This is a genomic window from Pseudomonas sp. BF-RE-21, assembly GCF_019947305.1.
Taxonomy (GTDB): domain Bacteria; phylum Pseudomonadota; class Gammaproteobacteria; order Pseudomonadales; family Pseudomonadaceae; genus Aquipseudomonas; species Aquipseudomonas migulae.
On record NZ_JAGYGF010000015.1, the window covers coordinates 33,490 to 49,945 of the forward strand.

The following is a 16,456-nucleotide window of genomic DNA, read 5'->3' on the forward strand; positions in this document are numbered from 1 at the left end:
CTGTTTCATGATGAAGATGAGGCTGATTCAGTTTGTCGGGTGAATCGCGACAACAGCACTCGATCCAGCAACCAGACCACCACCAGCGAAACGCCCACCAACGGAAACGCCACTGCCAGCACCAGCATGATGGCTACCCCTGTTTTCCATTTCGGCAGGTCGTGGCGCAGCGGTGGAACACCGAACTTGCCTTGTGGCCGACGCTTCCACCAGATCACCACGCCGCTGACGGCACTGAGCAGAATCATCAGGCAGATCAGCAGCACGATGATCTGGTTGAGCACCCCGAACATCTTGCCTTCGTGCAACATCACGCCGGTTTCCGTGGCGCGGGCCACGGGGCCGTAATGTTCCCAGCGTACGTCGGCGAGGACGTTGCCGGTGTACTGATCGACATGCAGGGTCGCGTCGTTGCGCGGGTCATCGGCGAATACGGCAATGGTGAATACGCCGGTGGCCGTGGTCGGGAAAGTAATGCTGTAACCCGGCTCGACCTTGCGTTGCACGGCGATGTTCTGCACGTCTTGCAGGCTGATGGTCGGGGCGGCGGGGCCGGGTTGCGCACTGTCGTGGGCCATGTGTTCGGCGTGGTCGCCGGACATCGGCATCGGCGTGTTTTCCATCGCCCATGGCACGGTCTGGCGCGTGGCGGTGTTGAGGCTGCGGGCCTCGACGTCGGACTTGGGCATGTCATTCCACATGGCATCCGGGAACACGTTCCAGACTCCGGCGTATTGCTTGCCCCAGAACCCGGTCCAGGTCATGCCGCTGAGCAGCATCACCAGCAGAAACGCAGCGCCCCAGAACCCGGTGACGGCATGCAGGTCGCGCCAAAGCACGCGACCGCGACTGCTCAGGCGCGGCCATAAAATGCCGGCCGCCTGGCCTCGTGGCCACCACAAAAAGACCCCGGAAACCACCAGCACGATGCCCCAGCCAGCGGCCAGTTCGATCAGCCGGTCACCGACCGTGCCGATCATCAACTCGCCATGAATCGCTCGCGCTATCGCTTGCAGATTCTTCTTGGCGTCTTGCTCGCCGAGGATGTCGCCGTGGTACGGGTCGACGAAAACGTTCAGCTCATTGCCGCCATTGAGTACGACAAATTGCGCGCTGCGTTCGGCGTTGACCGGTGGCAGGTATTGCTTGATCGTCGCTTGTGGATACGCGTCTTTCACCCGCTTGAGCAAGTCGTCGGCCGGGACGCTGTGATGGCCGGCCGGGACGTTCATCAGGCTGTCGTACATCAACGAGTCGAGTTGCGGCTTGAACAGGTAAATGACACCGGTCAGGGCCAGCATCACCATGAATGGCGCGACGAACAGACCGGCATAGAAATGCCAGCGCCAGGCCAGGTTATAGAAATTCGGTTTGGGCTGTTTCATCGGTTGTGCTCCGCTTGGCTTGGTACTTTTGTTGTTGTCTGGTGACTGCTGCGCAGTCATTCGCGGGCGAGCCTCGCTCCTACAGGTCCAGTGGCGTTCGCACCGATTGTGATCGACGCGAATTTTGTAGGAGCGAGGCTTGCCCGCGAAGCTTTTAGAAGCTCATATCCACCTTGGTCCAGAGCGTTCGCCCCGGTTCTTTAATGGCCTGCGGGTCATTGGCCGGGTAGCCAAAACCGGCGTTGCCGGCCAGGTTCAAATGCTCGGCGTACGCCTTGCCGAACAGGTTGTCGACGCCGCTGCTGACCTTCCAGTTCTTGTTGATCCGATAGGCGCCATTGAGCGAGAACACGCCGAACCCCGAGGACTTGTCGAAGTCCTTGCCGACCACGTTGCCCTTGTTCTGATCAATGCGGTTTTGCGCCGCGACCACTCGCCACAAGGCGCCGGCGCTCCAGTTGTCTTCGCTGTAGGTCAGGCCGAATCGCGCGTCCAGCGGCGGCATTTGCGGCAATGCCTTGCCGTCGCTGCTGTTTTTGCCCCAGGCGTAGGCCAGGGTTGCGTCGGCCTTCCAGTTCGACGTCAGCCTGTAGGCCGCCCCGAGTTCACCGCCCATGATCCGCGCGTCGATGTTCTCGGCTTGCGAGGTCGTGCCCATCATTCCCGTCTTGTAATTGAACAGGATGTAATCGCGTACCTGTCCGACGTAACCCGAGGCCCAGGCTTCGAGGTCTTCGGTCTTGTATTGCAGGCCGAAGTCGAGCTGGGTGGTTTTTTCGGGCTTGATCGAGTCGAAGGCGTTTACCGAGCCGGCAGGTCCCGAGTTGGGCGAAAACAGCTCCCAGTAATCCGGGAAACGCTGGGTGTGACCGAGGCCTGCGTACAGCGTGGTCGGGCTGTCTGCCAGATCATGCTCGTAACGGACGAAGCCGCTGGGCAGGGTGTCGGCGCGGGTGTCGTCGGCGGTCGGGTTGGCGCGGGTCATCATCCCCGAGCCAGTGGTCTGCCGGAAATCCTTGGCCGAAGCACGGTCAAGGCGTGCGCCGGTAATCAGCCGATCACGGTCGGCGGCGTACCAGGTCAGTTCGCTGAACACGCCGTAGTTATGGAAATCGGCGTCCTTGTTGCGCGGCAGATCCTTGTAGGTGTCGATGCCCATGGCGCTGCGCTTGCGGTGCTCGCTGGTCTGCGCGTCGATGCCGCTGATCAATTGCACATCGGCCCAGCGCCACGTGGCTTTGATCCGTGCGCCGAGGGTTCGGCGATCGACACTGGAAGCCATCGGGCCGGCCATCATCCCGGTGCCGGACGGCGTGCGCAGGGTGTAGTTGTCCATCACGTGGTCGGCGTAGTTGTAGTAGATCTGTGCTTCGACCTTGTCGAGCACGTCGCCGATATTGGACTTCTCGAAACGCAGGCCGAGGCTTTCGCGCTTGAACTGCGCGCCGTCCATGCCGCGTCCGGCGTAACGGGCTTCGCCATCGCCTTTGCCGGCGGTCAGCTCCAGCAGGGTGTCGGCGTCCGGGGTCCAGCCGAGTGCCACGTCGCCATTCCACTTGTCGTAACGCGAGGCCACGGTGTCGTTGTTGCCGTCCCGATAGTCGTCGGAATGCGCGGTGTTGCCGATCACTCGCACGTAACCCAATGACCCGCCGGCAGCGGCGTCCACTACTTTGTCGAAACGGCCGTTGGAGCCGGCCAGTACGCTGGCATTCACTCGGGTGCCGAGTTCGCCGAAGCTTTCCGGGTCACGGTCGAACAAGATGGTGCCGGCGGATGCGCCCGGCCCCCAAAGTACCGTTTGCGGGCCTTTGATGACGGTGAGTTTGTCGTAGGTTTCCGGTGAGATGTAGGAGGTCGGTGCGTCCATTCGGCCGGGGCAGGCGCCGAGCATCTGGCCGCCGTTGGTGAGGATGTTCAGGCGCGAGCCGAACATGCCACGCAACACCGGGTCACCGTTGGTGCCGCCATTGCGCACCAGGGCGAAGCCGGGGATGGTCTTCAAGTAGTCATCACCGTCGCTGGCCGGTACCGGTTGGCGTGGGTCTTTGGGGTTGGTGACGATGGTCAGCGGTGAACTCGGTGCGATGGCGGTGATCACCGTCGGGCTCAGTTCTTCACTGTGGCCGGCATGATCATCGGCCAGCACCATCGGTGTCAGCAGTGCGCCGCAAAGAACGGCGGTGGCTTGCCTGAAACGAACGCGCGTTTCGTTCAGGGCAAAAGAAGCTTGGGCGGCGCTCAAGCGTGTGTCAGCAGAAAACCTGGACATGACAATTTCCATCGAACAGTCGTAAACGACACGGCCGGCAGCCTGCGCAATGCCTGTGGGGGCGGGCGTGCTCGCGATGTGGGTGGGTCAGCCCCACCGCTTTCGCGAGCAAGCCCGCTCCCACAGGTTGCTTTGCTGTCTTCTAACCGTGTGAGATTGGGGAGATGTTTACGTGACGATGGGTGGTGCGCGGGTGCGGGCGCCGGGGAAGAAGGTTTGCCGGGCGTGGCCCAGGCGGGTGGCGGGTGTACTGAAGGTACTGGTTTTTGGGGCGTCGAATGCAACGAAAGACTGGCCGCCCGTCAGCGCCGGGCAGTTGAACAGCAGGCTGCAATAGCCGCACTTTTCCCAGATCGCATGATGGGAGGTTTTGGGTGGACAGTGCTCGGCGGCGGGTGTCGCGCCGTGCTCGCCGTGCGCCATCGCTGACATGTCCATGCTCATGTCCATCGACATGTTCATGGACATCGAAGAGGCGCGCTGATCCATCGGCATCGACTGAGAAATCAGCGGGCCGATGAAGATCATCAACATGGCGAACAGGCTGATCCAGCTGCCGCGTGTCAGGCTCAATGGCTGACGACGGGGCGCGGATGGCCTGGCGCTAAGCGGGCGCATGGGCGTATTCAGCTCTGGCAGTTACGGATTGTGTGCGTGCACTTGCACGCCGCCCGGTGCGGTTTTCTGCACCGAGACTTCGACCGTCACATCACCGGACTTTTCGAAATGCATCGTCAGCGGGAACCGCTTGCCGTCGCTCAGCAGGCTGCGGTCTTTCAGGTCCAGTAGCATCACGTGGTACGCCATCGGTGCAAACGTGACGTCGCCGCCAGCCGGGATTTCGACGGCCGGCACCTGCTGCATTTTCATCAGATCGTTCTGCATCACGTGCTCGTGCAACTGGGCGATGCCCGCAATCGGCGAGTCGACGCTGAGCAGTTTGTCGGCGGTTTTGCCGGGGTTTTGAATCACGAAGTAAGCCGCAACGGTCGGCGCGTTCGGTGGCAATTCCTGTGACCACGGATGAGCGATTTGCAGTTCGCCAGCCTTGTATTCATGGGCATTGGCAAAGCAGGCAGGCAGCAGCAATGCAGCCAGAACGATGAGTTTGTTCAACATGGCAGTTCTCCAGAACGATTCAAAACGCAGGTCAATTGCGAGAAGGAATCACACCAGAGGGGATGCGCGGGGGTTGAGATTCGGCCATTGCTGGCGCGGAGTAGGGGTGTCGAGTGCGGTGGCGGGCAGGCTTCGATTGGTTTCGAAGCGCGCGAAATACAACTGCGGCACATGCCCGGGCAACGCCACCAACGGCGCAGAACCGGAACAGCACCAGCAATGCTGCATGTTGGAATGATCGTCGTTCTGCGGCGCTTTCTGATCAAGCGTCCCCAGAGAAATCGCCACCATCTTCGTGCCGGTGGACGAGCAGAAACTGCCCCACAACACCTGTTCGGCCGGCGATTTCGCCGTCTGCGCCATCGCTCCGGTCATCGGCATGGCGAGCATGTTGAACAGCACTGCGAAGCAGGCTATCCAGGCAATTGCGAGCCGTTGTCGGGACATGGGACAGATCCGGTTGGGTGGGAGATCAGGCGCGGCTATTTAGCCTGATCAGTGCCGATAAGTAAAAACGCGGCCTGCGGTTTGGTGTCGCAGCGCAATCAGATCGCAGAGGCATGCAGGCGCAGGCCCAAGGCTTTCATAACCTTCATGATAGTCGCGAATTCCGGATTGCCAGTGCCGCTCAATGCTTTGTACAAGCTTTCACGACCCAAACCTGCATCACGCGCAACCTGTGTCATGCCTTGTGCTCTGGCTATATCGTTGAGTGCCGCGCGTATCAGAACGCCGTCGCCAGCATCTTCTTCAAAGCATGCATCCAGATAAGCCGCCATTTCTTCCGGCGACTTGAGGAATTCTGCGGCATCGAAACGAGTGAATTGTTCGGTCATGATTTACTCCTCATTACCGATGTTTTGCGCCATTTGGATAGCACGTTTGATATCTCGTTTTTGAGTCGACTTGTCGCCCCCCACCAAAAGCAAATAAACCACTTCGCCTCGGCGAGTGAAGTACATCCTGTAGCCGGGGCCGTGATGAACACGCATTTCATAGACAGATTCGCCTACAGGTTCGCAATCGCCAAAATTTCCATGTTCGGCAGCTCGGAGTCTGGCGATGATCCGAACCTTTCCAATGGTGTCTTTCAGTGAGTAGAGCCAATCTGCAAATGCTCTGGATTGTTCGAAGTCGATCATGGCTGATCGTATTCCTTGGGATACACATTGGCAAGCAACGCTTTCCTCTACTTGTGGTTGGTCGTTCCCCAAGAATCGAGTCGTTGTGCTTGATAGGATTTAAGGAATGCGAATATAGGATTGGGGCTATAGGAGGTACAGTCGGCTCTTTCCTAGAGTGTTGCGGGCAAAATGACAAGTCTATGCAGGTGTTAGGAAAGGTCCGACACAGATAAGGCACTTAGCAGTTCACCCACACTCCCAAACTCCCGCTCCACCCCCGGCAACACCGGCCGCTTCAACACCAGCACCGGCACCCCACGCTCCCGCGCCACTTCGAGTTTCGGCTCGGTGGCGGTGCTGCCGCTGTTTTTGCTGATCAGCACATCGATCTGCCGGCGCTCGAACAACTCACGTTCATCCTCGATCAGAAACGGCCCGCGTGCGCCGATCACTTCGCAGCGCTCGTTGCCCGGATAAACGTCCAGGGCGCGCAGCGTCCAGAATTGCTGCGCAGGGATTTCATGCAGGTGTTGCAAGGGTTCGCGGCCGAGGGTGAACAGTGGTCGGCGGAACGGTTTGAGTGCTTCGATCAATTCGGCCCAGTCACTGACTTCGCGCCAGTCATCCCCGGCTTGTGGTTGCCAGGCCGGGCGGCGCAGTGCCCAGCAGGGAACGCCGGACATTCGCGCGGCGGTCGCGGCGTTCTGGCTGATTTGCGCGGCGTAGGGATGCGTCGCGTCCAGCAGCAGATCGATCCCTTCGTCGCGGATGAATTGCGCCAGGCCATCCGCGCCGCCATACCCGCCAACGCGAACCCGACAGGTCAGATCGGTCGGCACACGACCGACGCCGGCCAGGCTGTAGATGTGTTCCGGCCCCAGCGTGCGGGCGATGGCCAGCGCTTCCGTCACGCCGCCGAGCAGCAATAGGCGTTTCATTGAAAAGCTCCTGCGTGGCCGACAATCCCGCCTTGTCGATCGATGGCAAACACTTCGACCTGAACCTGCGCCGGCACCACACTGCGGGCAAAATCCAGTGCGTGCCGGCATACCGCGTCGCCGAGCGCGATGCCGGCGGCGCTGGCCATGGCCAAGGCCTGTTGACTGGTGTTGGCTTCACGCATTGCCTGCTGCAACGCTTCATCCGCGCCGACCGCTGCGGCCCATTCGGCCAGTTGCGGCAGGTCGATGCTCGAATGCCGACTGTGCAGATCCATGTGCCCGGCCGCCAGTTTGCTGATCTTGCCGAAACCACCACAAATGCTGAGTTTGGCCACCGGCACTTTGCGCAGGTGTTTGAGCACCGCACCGACGAAGTCGCCCATTTCGATCAGGGCGATTTCCGGCAGGTCGTAGACTCGGCGCATGGTGTCTTCGCTGGCGTTGCCGGTGCACGCGGCGATGTGCAGGTAACCGTTGGTTTTCGCCACGTCGATGCCCTGATGGATCGAGGCAATGTACGCCGCACAGGAAAACGGCCGGACGATACCGCTGGTGCCGAGAATCGACAGGCCACCGAGAATGCCCAGCCGTGGGTTCATGGTTTTCAACGCCAGCGCCTCGCCGCCCTCGACGTTTACCGTGACTTCGAAACCGCCGGGGTAATCGAGCTCTTGCGCGAGCGAGGTCAAGTGATCGCTGATCATCTTGCGCGGCACCGGGTTGATCGCCGGCTCGCCGACACCCAGCACCAGGCCCGGTCGGGTGACGGTGCCGACACCACGACCGGCACAGAAACGAATGCCCGGTTCTGCGCTCAGGCGCACTTGGGAATAGAGCAGCGCGCCGTGGGTCACGTCCGGATCGTCACCGGCATCCTTGATCGTTCCAGCTTCGGCGCCGTCATCCAGCAACCGGCAGAATTCCAGGCGCATCTGCACGCGCTTGCCTTTGGGCAGGACGATGTCCACGGCGTCTGCACTCGTTCCGCCGAGCAGCAATCGAGCGGCCGCCAGGCTGGTGGCGGTGGCGCAGCTGCCGGTGGTCAGGCCGCTACGCAGCGGTGCGGGTTGTTCGGCGGTTTCGTCACGCATCGAAAGGTTTGACCACGTCCAGCAAAGTAATCGGCAAGGCCTGGCGCCAGGTATCGAAATCGCCCAGCGGTTGCGCCTGGGCGATATGGATACGCGTCAGCTCGCCGCCGTGTTGCTCGCGCCAGGCCATCAGGGTCATTTCACTTTGTAGCGTGACCGCGTTGGCGATCAGTCGGCCACCGGGTTTGAGCCCTGCCCAGCAAGTGTCCAGCACACCTTCGCGGGTGACGCCGCCACCGATGAAGATCGCGTCCGGGCGCTCCAGACCTGTGAGGGCTTGCGGCGCACTGCCGCGAACCAATTGCAGGCCGGGCACGCCGAGCGCGTCGCGGTTGTGCTCGATCAACAGTTGCCGACCTTCATCGGCCTCGATCGCCAGCGCCCGGCAACCCGGATGGGCGCGCATCCACTCGATGCCGATCGAACCGCTGCCGGCGCCGACGTCCCACAACAGTTCACCGGGAACCGGGGCCAGGCGCGCGAGGGTGATTGCACGCACATCGCGCTTGGTCAGTTGACCGTCGTGCCTGAACGCCGAATCCGGCAGGCCGGCCAGTCGCGAAAGGCGCGGCGTGTCGGGGGCGGCGATGCATTCGATGGCGATCAGGTTGAGGTCGGCGATTACCGGGTCGGCCCAGTCGTTGGCGACACCGTCGATGCGTCGCTCGGCCTCGCCACCCAAATGTTCCAGCACGCTCAGGCGACTCGGCCCGAAACCACGTTCACGCAACAACGCCGCTATTGCGGCGGGGCTTTGCCCGTCGTTGCTGAGCACCAACAAGCGAACACCGCTGAACAACTGCGCGTTAAGCGCCGCGACCGGGCGAGCGACCACCGACAGCGTGACCACATCCTGCAACGGCCAGCCCATTCGCGCGGCCGCCAGAGAGCAGGAAGAGGGCGCCGGCAGGATCAGCATTTCCGCGCTGGGCAATTGCCGGGCGAGGCTGGCGCCGACACCGAAGAACATCGGATCGCCGCTGGCCAGCACGCACACCGGCTCACCCCGCAAGGCCAACAACGCATCGAGGGAGAACGGCGTCGGCCAGAGTTTGCGTTCGCCACGGATGCAGGGCGGCAGCAGGTCCAGTTGCCGCTGACTGCCGAAGATCTTCGAGGCAGCCAGCAACGCATGCCGGGCATTCCTGCCCAAACCCTTGAAGCCGTCTTCACCAATGCCTGTCACGGTCAGCCAGCGTGCCATGTGTGATCTCTATTCATCTGCATAAAGCGGCACATGATAACGCGGCAGACGCGGAGGCGAGTAATAGAATGTTTTAAGTTGGTTTGATTAGTCTGTAGCTGATCGTAGTTAAGTTATGTAGTTTGAATATTCATGCACTCATTTGATAATGGTTGAAAGGAATTGACTATGGTTATTGATAAAACAGGGAGCCTGGACTTGATGGCTTATTCCGATGCGTTCAACCGAGACTTCGCGCCACGGCAAACAAAGAACTCTCGACTTTACGCCTCTCAGGATCAGCAAGGCGCTGCCGGGTCGCTATTGGGCGGCAACCTGGTCAGCACGGCCAGAGGCGTGTCGCGTCAGGACAAGCGTGACGTCAACTCCAGCGTGCGTTATGCGCAGTGGTATGCGAGTCAGCAGCGCAATAGGGACACAGATCCGCAAGGCTGGTTTTCCTTGTTTGCCGTGGTGTTATGGGACTTGGGTTGGGAAATTGACGAACGCAGGGTTGTCGAGAAAAGTTACAGTCACTTTGCAGGAAAAGTAACTCAGATTTATTTGAACAGAATTGCCGCTGTTAATAGTCAGATGGTGATAGTTGCAAAAGACATGTTTGATTCATTGTTGGCTAATTCGTCGGCGCTTTGGTCATTGGCCACCGAAAGTCTGCGTGGCAGGGAGTTTTCCATTGCCCCCGCTGAATACGACAAACAAGGGAAGTTATCACTGGACCTGAATGACTTTTCGCTTCGGGCGCTGGTGCAGCGGGAAGATTTCCTGTTTTGGGACTGGAAGGAGGGCAACGTGACGCTCACGCATCGAGCCGCTCCTTTGACCCTGAACAGGGCACGCTTCGATAAAGTCCGCCCGGAGTTGAACGATCGGCTCGACCGGATCGCTGACGCCATTTTCGAGTTTTATTCAGAGCGCCTGTGAGGGAGGCCGCCTGATGGATTCAAGGTCGGAGCAAATGCGACACGTGGTCTTATGATGCCGCGCGGCAAAGCAGGCATAATACCGCTCGCCTCCGACGGGGGGCGCTCCCACTTCAGATCCGGTCATCCCTTTGAACGAACTCCCTATGTCCCGCGCTTTACGCCCCTCGGCCTGTCCGGGGCTGCTGCGTATCGTCCAGGCCAGAGACGGCGGTATCTGCCGGATAAAACTGGCGGGCGGCACCCTCACTTCCGAGCAGGCCAATGCTGTCGCCGAAGGTGCGCAGCGTTATGCCGGCTCAGTGATCGAGGCCACTAACCGGGCCAACCTGCAGATTCGCGGCATCGTCAAAGAGCAGGAAGCGTTGATCGAAAGTCTGCTCGCCGCAGGCCTTGGCCCTTCGCATGCGGCGGGCGACGATGTACGTAATCTGATGCTGAGCCCGAGCGCGGGTATCGATCGGCAGATGCTGTTCGACACGCGTGAATTGGCCGCACAGATCCTCGCCACCCTGCAAGGGCAAGAACGCTTTCACGACCTCAGCGCCAAATTCGCCGTGCAACTGGATGGCGGTGAACGCCTGGCGATGCTCGAACACCCCCACGATCTGTGGTTGTCCGCGGTCGAGCGAGAGGGCGAGCGATGGCTGGCTTTCGGTCTGGCGGGATGCCCCACCGATCAACCGGCCGGTCGTGTTCCACTGGAAGATGGCCACGCGCTGGTGGTCGCCGTGCTGGAGCTTTTCCTGGAACTGGCGGGACCTGAACACACGCGGATGCGCCACTTGCTGGTCGACGTCCCTCAAGCCGAATTTCTCGCTCGCCTCGCCGAGCGACTGCCTTTCCAGCCCGTTAGCATCTGGCAACGTTCAGTCAGTAACGAGGTGCTGCACATTGGCGCGCACCCGCAGGCGCAAGCCGGTCATGTCTATGTCGGGGGCGTGCCGCCTCTCGGACGACTCGATAGCACCATGCTTCGGGGCGCCGCTCGACTGGCGCAGGAATACGGCGATGCAACGCTGCGGTTCACGCCATGGCAAAGCCTGTTGTTGCCGAACATTCACCACGACAACGCCGATGAAGTCATCCGCCGCCTGCACGCGTTGGGCCTGGTCTGCGATGCCGGTCAGGCCTTGTCGCGGTTGATTGCCTGCACTGGTTCGACGGGCTGCGCCAAGGGCCTGGCCGATACCAAGCAGGACGCTCTGCAACTGGCCGCATTGCTGCAACGCCATGGTCAGCTGCTGAGCGTGCATCTGAGCGGTTGCCCGCGTTCCTGTGCCGCCGCGCACAGTGCGCCGGTCACTTTGCTGGCCGTCACCCCCGGTCATTACGACCTCTATTTTCGCGAAGCGGGGCAGCCGGGTTTCGGCGCCCTGCACGCACGCAACCTTACTATTGAAGCGGTCGACGCCTTGCTCGACGCCCGCTCACGGAGCCCCCTTGATGCTTGATTACATCCGCGACGGTCAGGAGATCTATCGCAACTCCTTCGCGATCATTCGTGCCGAGGCCAACCTCGAGCGAATCCCGGCCGATCTGGAAAAACTCGCGGTGCGGGTGATACACGCCTGCGGCATGGTCGATGCGATTGACGGCCTGCAATTTTCGGAAGGCGCGGGCAAGGCCGGGCGCGATGCTTTGGCCGCCGGTGCACCGATCCTGTGTGATGCGCGGATGGTCTCCGAAGGCGTGACCCGCACGCGTTTGCCGGCGAACAATGAAGTCATCTGCACCCTGCGCGATGAAAGCGTTCCGGAGCTTGCCCGTGAACTGGGCAACACCCGTTCCGCCGCCGCGCTGGAACTGTGGCGCCCGCACCTGGAAGGTAGCGTGGTGGTGATTGGCAACGCGCCGACCGCACTGTTTTATCTGCTGGAAATGCTCGACGCCGGGGCGCCGAAACCGGCGCTGATCCTTGGCTTCCCTGTGGGCTTCGTCGGTGCCGCCGAATCCAAGGCCGCACTCGCCGCCGACAGTCGCGGTGTGCCGTTTGTCATCATGCAAGGCCGGCTGGGCGGTAGCGCCATGGCAGCCGCCGCCGTCAATGCCCTCGCCACGGAGATCGAATGATGCAGCAACCTGGACGTTTGATCGGCCTCGGCGTCGGCCCCGGTGATCCGGAACTGATTACCGTCAAGGCCCTGCGCCTGCTGCGCGAATCGCCGGTGGTGGCGTACTTCGTTGCCAAGGGCAAAAAGGGCAACGCCTTCGGCATCATCGAAGCGCATTTGCAGGACGCTCAGACCCTGCTGCCGCTGGTGTATCCGGTGACCACCGAAGCCTTGCCGGCACCGCTGTCCTATGAAGAGGTGATCAGCGATTTCTACGATGCGGCCGGCGAAGAACTCGCCGCGCACCTGGATGCGGGCCGAGACGTGGCGGTGATCTGCGAAGGCGATCCGTTCTTCTACGGTTCCTACATGTACCTGCACGATCGTCTGGCCGAGCGATATGAGGCCGAAGTCGTGCCCGGTGTCTGTTCGATGCTCGGCGGCGCTTCGGTACTTGGCGCGCCGTTGGTGTATCGCAATCAAAGCCTGTCGGTGCTGTCCGGCGTGTTGCCGCACGACGACCTCAAGCGGCGTCTCGCCGATGCTGATGCGGCGGTGATTATGAAGCTGGGGCGCAACTTTCCCAAAGTCCGTCAGGTGCTGGAAGAACTCGGGTTGGCAGAACGTGCGTTGTACGTAGAGCGCGCGACCATGGCCAATCAGAAAATCGTGCCGCTGGATCAGGTCGAGCCAATGTCCTCGCCGTACTTCTCGCTGATCATCGTTCCAGGTGAAAGGTGGCAAGGCTGATGACTCGTCCAGTTCCGGCGATTGTCATTCTCGGCAATGGCAGCCTCTCGACCGCACGCAAGATTCAGCAGGTGTACCCGGGCGCCTTGATCCACGGTCTGGCCGAGCGGGTCGAGGGCGCGGACCGCATCTATCACGAGTTCGGCGCGACCCTGCGTGAGTTCTATCAGCAGGACACGCCGATCATTGCCCTGTGCGCCGCTGGCATCGTGATTCGCACCCTGGCGCCGTTGCTGCTGGAAAAGGGCGCCGAACCACCGGTGCTGGCCGTTGCTGAAGACGGCAGCGCAGTGGTGCCGTTGCTGGGCGGTCTGGGCGGCGTGAACGTGCTGGCGCGAGAAATTGCGGCTGCACTGGACGTCGCGGCGGCGATCACCACCAGTGGCGAATTGCGCTTCGGCACCTGCCTGCTCAATCCACCCAGCGGTTATGCCCTGGGCGATCTGGAACTGGGCAAGCGCTTCGTTTCCGATTTGCTGGCCGGTGAAACGGTGCGCATCGAAGGCGCGGCCCCGTGGTTGGCGCAGGCGCAGTTGCCCGAGGACCCGCAGGCGCGGCTGGCCGTTCACGTCGGTCATGCCGAGCGTGCGCCGGCGGCCAACGAGCTGTTGATCTATCCGCGCAACGTGTTGGTGGCCGTCGGTACCGGCGTGGCTGATTTGCCGAGTGCGATTCGCGAGGCGTTGCATCAGGCAAAAATCGCCCTGCAATCGGTGGCCTGTCTGCTGGCCGCCGATAGCGAAATGTCGAGTGCGGCGCTGCGTGAAGCGGCGCTTGAGCTGGGTGTGCCGCTGCGTTTTGGCAACGATGTCGGCGCAGTCAGTGAGCTGGCACGCAACGCCCTCGGTCAGTCTGTGAAGATCTTCGGCGACGACACCCTTGCTATCGCAGTGGCCGAGCAACCTCTGGACCCATTGTCGATCGGGCGTCCTCGCGGTCGTCTGGCGGTGATCGGTCTTGGCCCTGGTGCTGCCGAGCTGATGGTGCCGGCGGTCAAGGCCGAACTGGCGCGCGCCAATGATGTGCTCGGTTACGAAACCTATGTGCGCATGGCCGGCCCGTTCCGTGCGGATCAAGTCATGCATTGCACCGACAACCGCGAAGAGATGCAGCGTGCGCGCCACGCATTTGAACTGGCGGCGCAAGGACGGTCGGTGGTGGTGGTTTCTTCCGGTGATCCGGGAGTGTTCGCCATGGCGGCTGCGGTGCTCGAAGCACTTCACGAGTCCAGCGATGCCGCGTGGCACAACGTCGATCTGGAAATTCTGCCGGGGGTTTCTGCTTCACTGGCGACGGCTGCTCAGGCCGGTGCGCCGCTGGGGCATGACTTCTGTGTGCTGTCGCTGTCGGACAACCTCAAGCCTTGGGAGATCATCGAGAAGCGTCTGGACCTTGCATCACAGGCCGACCTCGCCCTGGCGTTCTACAACCCGATTTCACGGTCCCGTCCATGGCAACTTGGCCGGGCGCTGGAGATCGTCGCGCGATACCGCACACCTGCGACGCCGGTGGTGTTGGGGCGTGACATCGGTCGCCCAGGACAGACACTGCGAGTGACGACGCTTGGCCAGTTGACCCCGGACCAGGTGGATATGCGCACCATGGTCCTGGTGGGTTCGTCTACGACCTGCGTGTTTTCGCGTATGGGGGGTGGTGACTGGGTGTACACGCCGCGTTGGTATGGAGAAAAGCCTGCCACCTGAAGCGTTGCGCTTCGCTAAAAAAAGCCACGGCCGGGTTTGCACTCGATTTGCCGTGGCTTTTTCTTTGCGCTGTCGTAAAAAACATTCGCCGTAGGGTGTAGGTTAATTCCTGAATGAATAGAGGGTATTTATCTTCTAGCGCTTTTGGTGAGTCGGATTATTTACCTTTCTGCGTAAGTTGAGTTCTTGTTTTTTAATGGGGCGTGCAGGCGTGTGCGGATCTATTGGGTTTTACTGTTATTTGGTTTTTATTGATTTGTTGTAATTAATTATGGTTCGTTACATCTCGATATTTTCAGGTTGTTTTGTTGTTTTTTTATAAGTTCGGGCGCTGTTGAATCTGTCGGGTGGGTGCGATAGTTTTTCGACGGAGCCAGTTCGGCTTTTATATATATTTGAATTTAAGGTTTATAAGATGAATAAAATGAATGAAGCAGAAGCCAGTTTATATTTCGATCAATGTCTTGAGCAATGTCGAGTCAAACTTGAACTTGCCGGTCCGAAAATCCAGGCGCGCTCTGCAGTAAAGTTGCCGATTGATCGGGATGAATTGAATGCCGCCATCATGGGCAGTGGCATCGTTGGTTTTCTGGAGGGGATGTCGAGGCGTAACAAACGCATTGTAAAAAACACCTACGCCTATGCCGATATTGCCTCAAAACTTCTATTTCCGGGGAAGGCAGAGAAGGTTGCTCGCTACGAGTGCTTTAAAAAATTGCTGTTTGCCACGGGCTGGACTGAGTATCACAGTGCGTTCACTCAGTACAAGTCAAGTACTGCCAAGTTGACGATGGATAATGTTGCGCTGGATATTGTTTATTCTGTCGCCGGTGGCGTTGCGGGTTCTGCTGGGGGCGCGTTGAAAGTTGTAGCGGAAAAAACCATTGAGGCGCTGAAAAAGCAACCTGATGCGGTCAAGCTATTTGAACGTCATGCTGTCGAATCCAGTGGTGCGAACTTCTGTGTGTCTGTGTGCAAACAAGACGAAGACGCTGAAGTTACGATGGCCGTAGGCACAGTGCGTTACGACTCATCGGTCAACAATACCAAAGTTATTTTTGTCGAATGGAACAGCTCTGACGTTGAGATGTATCAAGGTAAAGCGCTCTTTACCATTCATGAGGAGGACTTGCGCAAAGAGGCTGAGTGCATCAAATACCTCGACGATCTTCGCGAGGCTGTGTTCATGGAGTTTTCGCCTGTTTAAAAGAACCGGGTTGCCAGAGGCATCAAGCCTCTGGCATTCCATCGTCCTACGGCACCAGATACCCTTTCACACCGGTGAAAATGATCTGCGCCGCCAGTGCACACACAAACAACCCCATCAGGCGACTGACAATCTGCAAGCCCTGGTCGCCGAGAATGCGTTCGATGCGGTTCGACAGGTAAAGCACCACACCGACGGTAAAGCTGGCCAGGGCAATGCTGAGGATGGCGGTGAGCTTGTCATCCCAGTGGGGCTGGCTCACGCCCATCACCAGCAAGGCGCCGATGGTGCCGGGGCCGACGGTCAGGGGGATGGTCAGCGGGACGATGGTGACGTCCTGCTGCACGTTATCGGTCTGGACCGCCGACTTGCCTTGGGCCATGCCCAGTGCCGAGATAAACAGTACGCTGCCGGCACCGATGCGGAACGCATCCACGGTAATGCCGAAAACACTGAAAATGTACCGTCCGAACAAGTACAGCAAGACACTGGAAATCAGTGTGGCCGTTGCCACTTTCCAGGCCAGCCGCCGTTGTTCCTTGCGCGAATAACCGCGGGTCAGGCTGATGAAACAGGACAACACGAAGAACGGGCTGTAGAGCACCAGCATCTTCAGGTAAACGCTGAACAACACGTGGAGCATGATGCAGGCTCACTGGCGAGAGAAGTCGTGGGGGAGTCTATCA

The 16,456-nt window shown here is 60.1% G+C and carries 17 protein-coding genes; 6 read left to right on the plus strand and 11 right to left on the minus strand.

What is annotated here, in order from left to right; all coding sequences use genetic code 11:
• Window positions 1-5: 5 nt before the first annotated feature.
• From KGB25_RS12890 to cbiE, 10 genes are all read right to left on the minus strand, one after another.
• Complete coding sequence (locus tag KGB25_RS12890; RefSeq protein ID WP_223435106.1) at window positions 6-1,385, minus strand: PepSY-associated TM helix domain-containing protein; 1,380 nt, start codon at window positions 1,383-1,385, stop codon at window positions 6-8.
• Between the two features lie 154 nt (window positions 1,386-1,539).
• The gene (locus KGB25_RS12895) at window positions 1,540-3,657 is read right to left on the minus strand and encodes a TonB-dependent copper receptor (RefSeq protein WP_223435107.1); all 2,118 of its coding nucleotides are present in this window, start codon (window positions 3,655-3,657) and stop codon (window positions 1,540-1,542) included.
• Window positions 3,658-3,825: 168 nt separating this feature from the next.
• Window positions 3,826-4,275, minus strand: a complete 450-nt coding sequence (locus tag KGB25_RS12900) for a DUF2946 domain-containing protein (protein ID WP_223435108.1) — start codon at window positions 4,273-4,275, stop codon at window positions 3,826-3,828.
• A gap of 21 nt (window positions 4,276-4,296) precedes the next feature.
• Window positions 4,297-4,776 (minus strand): copper chaperone PCu(A)C, encoded by a 480-nt coding sequence (locus KGB25_RS12905; RefSeq protein ID WP_223435109.1) that lies wholly within the window; start codon window positions 4,774-4,776, stop codon window positions 4,297-4,299.
• A gap of 48 nt (window positions 4,777-4,824) precedes the next feature.
• Window positions 4,825-5,223: a DUF2946 domain-containing protein gene (locus KGB25_RS12910; protein ID WP_223435110.1), complete on the minus strand. Its 399-nt coding sequence runs from the start codon at window positions 5,221-5,223 to the stop codon at window positions 4,825-4,827.
• Between the two features lie 98 nt (window positions 5,224-5,321).
• On the minus strand, window positions 5,322-5,612 hold the full coding sequence (locus KGB25_RS12915) for an addiction module antidote protein (RefSeq protein ID WP_008038711.1): 291 nt from the start codon (window positions 5,610-5,612) through the stop codon (window positions 5,322-5,324).
• Between the two features lie 3 nt (window positions 5,613-5,615).
• Window positions 5,616-5,918, minus strand: coding sequence for a type II toxin-antitoxin system RelE/ParE family toxin (locus KGB25_RS12920; RefSeq protein WP_008038712.1), 303 nt, complete (start codon window positions 5,916-5,918; stop codon window positions 5,616-5,618).
• A gap of 191 nt (window positions 5,919-6,109) precedes the next feature.
• On the minus strand, window positions 6,110-6,838 hold the full coding sequence (locus tag KGB25_RS12925; protein ID WP_223435111.1) for a cobalt-precorrin-6A reductase: 729 nt from the start codon (window positions 6,836-6,838) through the stop codon (window positions 6,110-6,112).
• The gene (locus tag KGB25_RS12930; RefSeq protein WP_223435112.1) at window positions 6,835-7,932 is read right to left on the minus strand and encodes a cobalt-precorrin-5B (C(1))-methyltransferase; all 1,098 of its coding nucleotides are present in this window, start codon (window positions 7,930-7,932) and stop codon (window positions 6,835-6,837) included. Before KGB25_RS12930 ends, KGB25_RS12925 begins: the two co-directional genes overlap by 4 nt.
• The gene (cbiE, locus tag KGB25_RS12935) at window positions 7,925-9,136 is read right to left on the minus strand and encodes a precorrin-6y C5,15-methyltransferase (decarboxylating) subunit CbiE (RefSeq protein ID WP_223435113.1); all 1,212 of its coding nucleotides are present in this window, start codon (window positions 9,134-9,136) and stop codon (window positions 7,925-7,927) included. The genes KGB25_RS12930 and cbiE overlap by 8 nt, the downstream gene beginning before the upstream one ends.
• Window positions 9,137-9,304: 168 nt before the next feature.
• On the opposite strand from cbiE, the gene KGB25_RS12940 reads away from it, so the two are divergent.
• The 6 genes from KGB25_RS12940 to KGB25_RS12965 all read left to right on the plus strand — a co-directional run bounded on the left by KGB25_RS12940 (window position 9,305) and on the right by KGB25_RS12965 (window position 15,770).
• Window positions 9,305-10,057, plus strand: coding sequence for a hypothetical protein (locus tag KGB25_RS12940; RefSeq protein ID WP_223435114.1), 753 nt, complete (start codon window positions 9,305-9,307; stop codon window positions 10,055-10,057).
• Between the two features lie 145 nt (window positions 10,058-10,202).
• Window positions 10,203-11,510, plus strand: coding sequence for a precorrin-3B synthase (gene cobG / locus KGB25_RS12945; RefSeq protein ID WP_223435115.1), 1,308 nt, complete (start codon window positions 10,203-10,205; stop codon window positions 11,508-11,510).
• On the plus strand, window positions 11,503-12,129 hold the full coding sequence (locus KGB25_RS12950; RefSeq protein WP_008038718.1) for a precorrin-8X methylmutase: 627 nt from the start codon (window positions 11,503-11,505) through the stop codon (window positions 12,127-12,129). Before cobG ends, KGB25_RS12950 begins: the two co-directional genes overlap by 8 nt.
• Window positions 12,129-12,860, plus strand: coding sequence for a precorrin-2 C(20)-methyltransferase (locus KGB25_RS12955; RefSeq protein WP_032828913.1), 732 nt, complete (start codon window positions 12,129-12,131; stop codon window positions 12,858-12,860). The genes KGB25_RS12950 and KGB25_RS12955 overlap by 1 nt, the downstream gene beginning before the upstream one ends.
• Complete coding sequence (cobJ, locus tag KGB25_RS12960; RefSeq protein WP_223435116.1) at window positions 12,860-14,563, plus strand: precorrin-3B C(17)-methyltransferase; 1,704 nt, start codon at window positions 12,860-12,862, stop codon at window positions 14,561-14,563. Before KGB25_RS12955 ends, cobJ begins: the two co-directional genes overlap by 1 nt.
• Window positions 14,564-14,978: 415 nt before the next feature.
• A complete protein-coding gene (locus KGB25_RS12965) occupies window positions 14,979-15,770 on the plus strand; it encodes a hypothetical protein (protein ID WP_223435117.1) in 792 nt (263 codons plus the stop codon).
• 46 nt (window positions 15,771-15,816) lie between these two features.
• Here KGB25_RS12965 and KGB25_RS12970 read toward each other — a convergent pair whose 3' ends face one another.
• Window positions 15,817-16,413, minus strand: a complete 597-nt coding sequence (locus KGB25_RS12970) for a MarC family protein (RefSeq protein WP_008031249.1) — start codon at window positions 16,411-16,413, stop codon at window positions 15,817-15,819.
• Between the last annotated feature and the right edge of the window lie 43 nt (window positions 16,414-16,456).

Excerpts from the sequence above, each read along its gene's own strand:
- KGB25_RS12930 (WP_223435112.1), bottom strand. The coding sequence starts at position 7,932 with ATGCGTGACGAAACCGCCGAACAACCCGCACCGCTGCGTAGCGGCCTG.
- KGB25_RS12895 (WP_223435107.1), bottom strand. The coding sequence starts at position 3,657 with ATGTCCAGGTTTTCTGCTGACACACGCTTGAGCGCCGCCCAAGCTTCT.
- KGB25_RS12965 (WP_223435117.1), top strand. The coding sequence starts at position 14,979 with ATGAATAAAATGAATGAAGCAGAAGCCAGTTTATATTTCGATCAATGT.
- cbiE (WP_223435113.1), bottom strand. The coding sequence starts at position 9,136 with ATGGCACGCTGGCTGACCGTGACAGGCATTGGTGAAGACGGCTTCAAG.
- KGB25_RS12910 (WP_223435110.1), bottom strand. The coding sequence starts at position 5,223 with ATGTCCCGACAACGGCTCGCAATTGCCTGGATAGCCTGCTTCGCAGTG.
- KGB25_RS12890 (WP_223435106.1), bottom strand. The coding sequence starts at position 1,385 with ATGAAACAGCCCAAACCGAATTTCTATAACCTGGCCTGGCGCTGGCAT.
- KGB25_RS12915 (WP_008038711.1), bottom strand. The coding sequence starts at position 5,612 with ATGACCGAACAATTCACTCGTTTCGATGCCGCAGAATTCCTCAAGTCG.
- KGB25_RS12920 (WP_008038712.1), bottom strand. The coding sequence starts at position 5,918 with ATGATCGACTTCGAACAATCCAGAGCATTTGCAGATTGGCTCTACTCA.
- KGB25_RS12970 (WP_008031249.1), bottom strand. The coding sequence starts at position 16,413 with ATGCTCCACGTGTTGTTCAGCGTTTACCTGAAGATGCTGGTGCTCTAC.
- cobJ (WP_223435116.1), top strand. The coding sequence starts at position 12,860 with ATGACTCGTCCAGTTCCGGCGATTGTCATTCTCGGCAATGGCAGCCTC.
- cobG (WP_223435115.1), top strand. The coding sequence starts at position 10,203 with ATGTCCCGCGCTTTACGCCCCTCGGCCTGTCCGGGGCTGCTGCGTATC.
- KGB25_RS12940 (WP_223435114.1), top strand. The coding sequence starts at position 9,305 with ATGGTTATTGATAAAACAGGGAGCCTGGACTTGATGGCTTATTCCGAT.
- KGB25_RS12950 (WP_008038718.1), top strand. The coding sequence starts at position 11,503 with ATGCTTGATTACATCCGCGACGGTCAGGAGATCTATCGCAACTCCTTC.
- KGB25_RS12955 (WP_032828913.1), top strand. The coding sequence starts at position 12,129 with ATGCAGCAACCTGGACGTTTGATCGGCCTCGGCGTCGGCCCCGGTGAT.
- KGB25_RS12925 (WP_223435111.1), bottom strand. The coding sequence starts at position 6,838 with ATGAAACGCCTATTGCTGCTCGGCGGCGTGACGGAAGCGCTGGCCATC.
- KGB25_RS12900 (WP_223435108.1), bottom strand. The coding sequence starts at position 4,275 with ATGCGCCCGCTTAGCGCCAGGCCATCCGCGCCCCGTCGTCAGCCATTG.
- KGB25_RS12905 (WP_223435109.1), bottom strand. The coding sequence starts at position 4,776 with ATGTTGAACAAACTCATCGTTCTGGCTGCATTGCTGCTGCCTGCCTGC.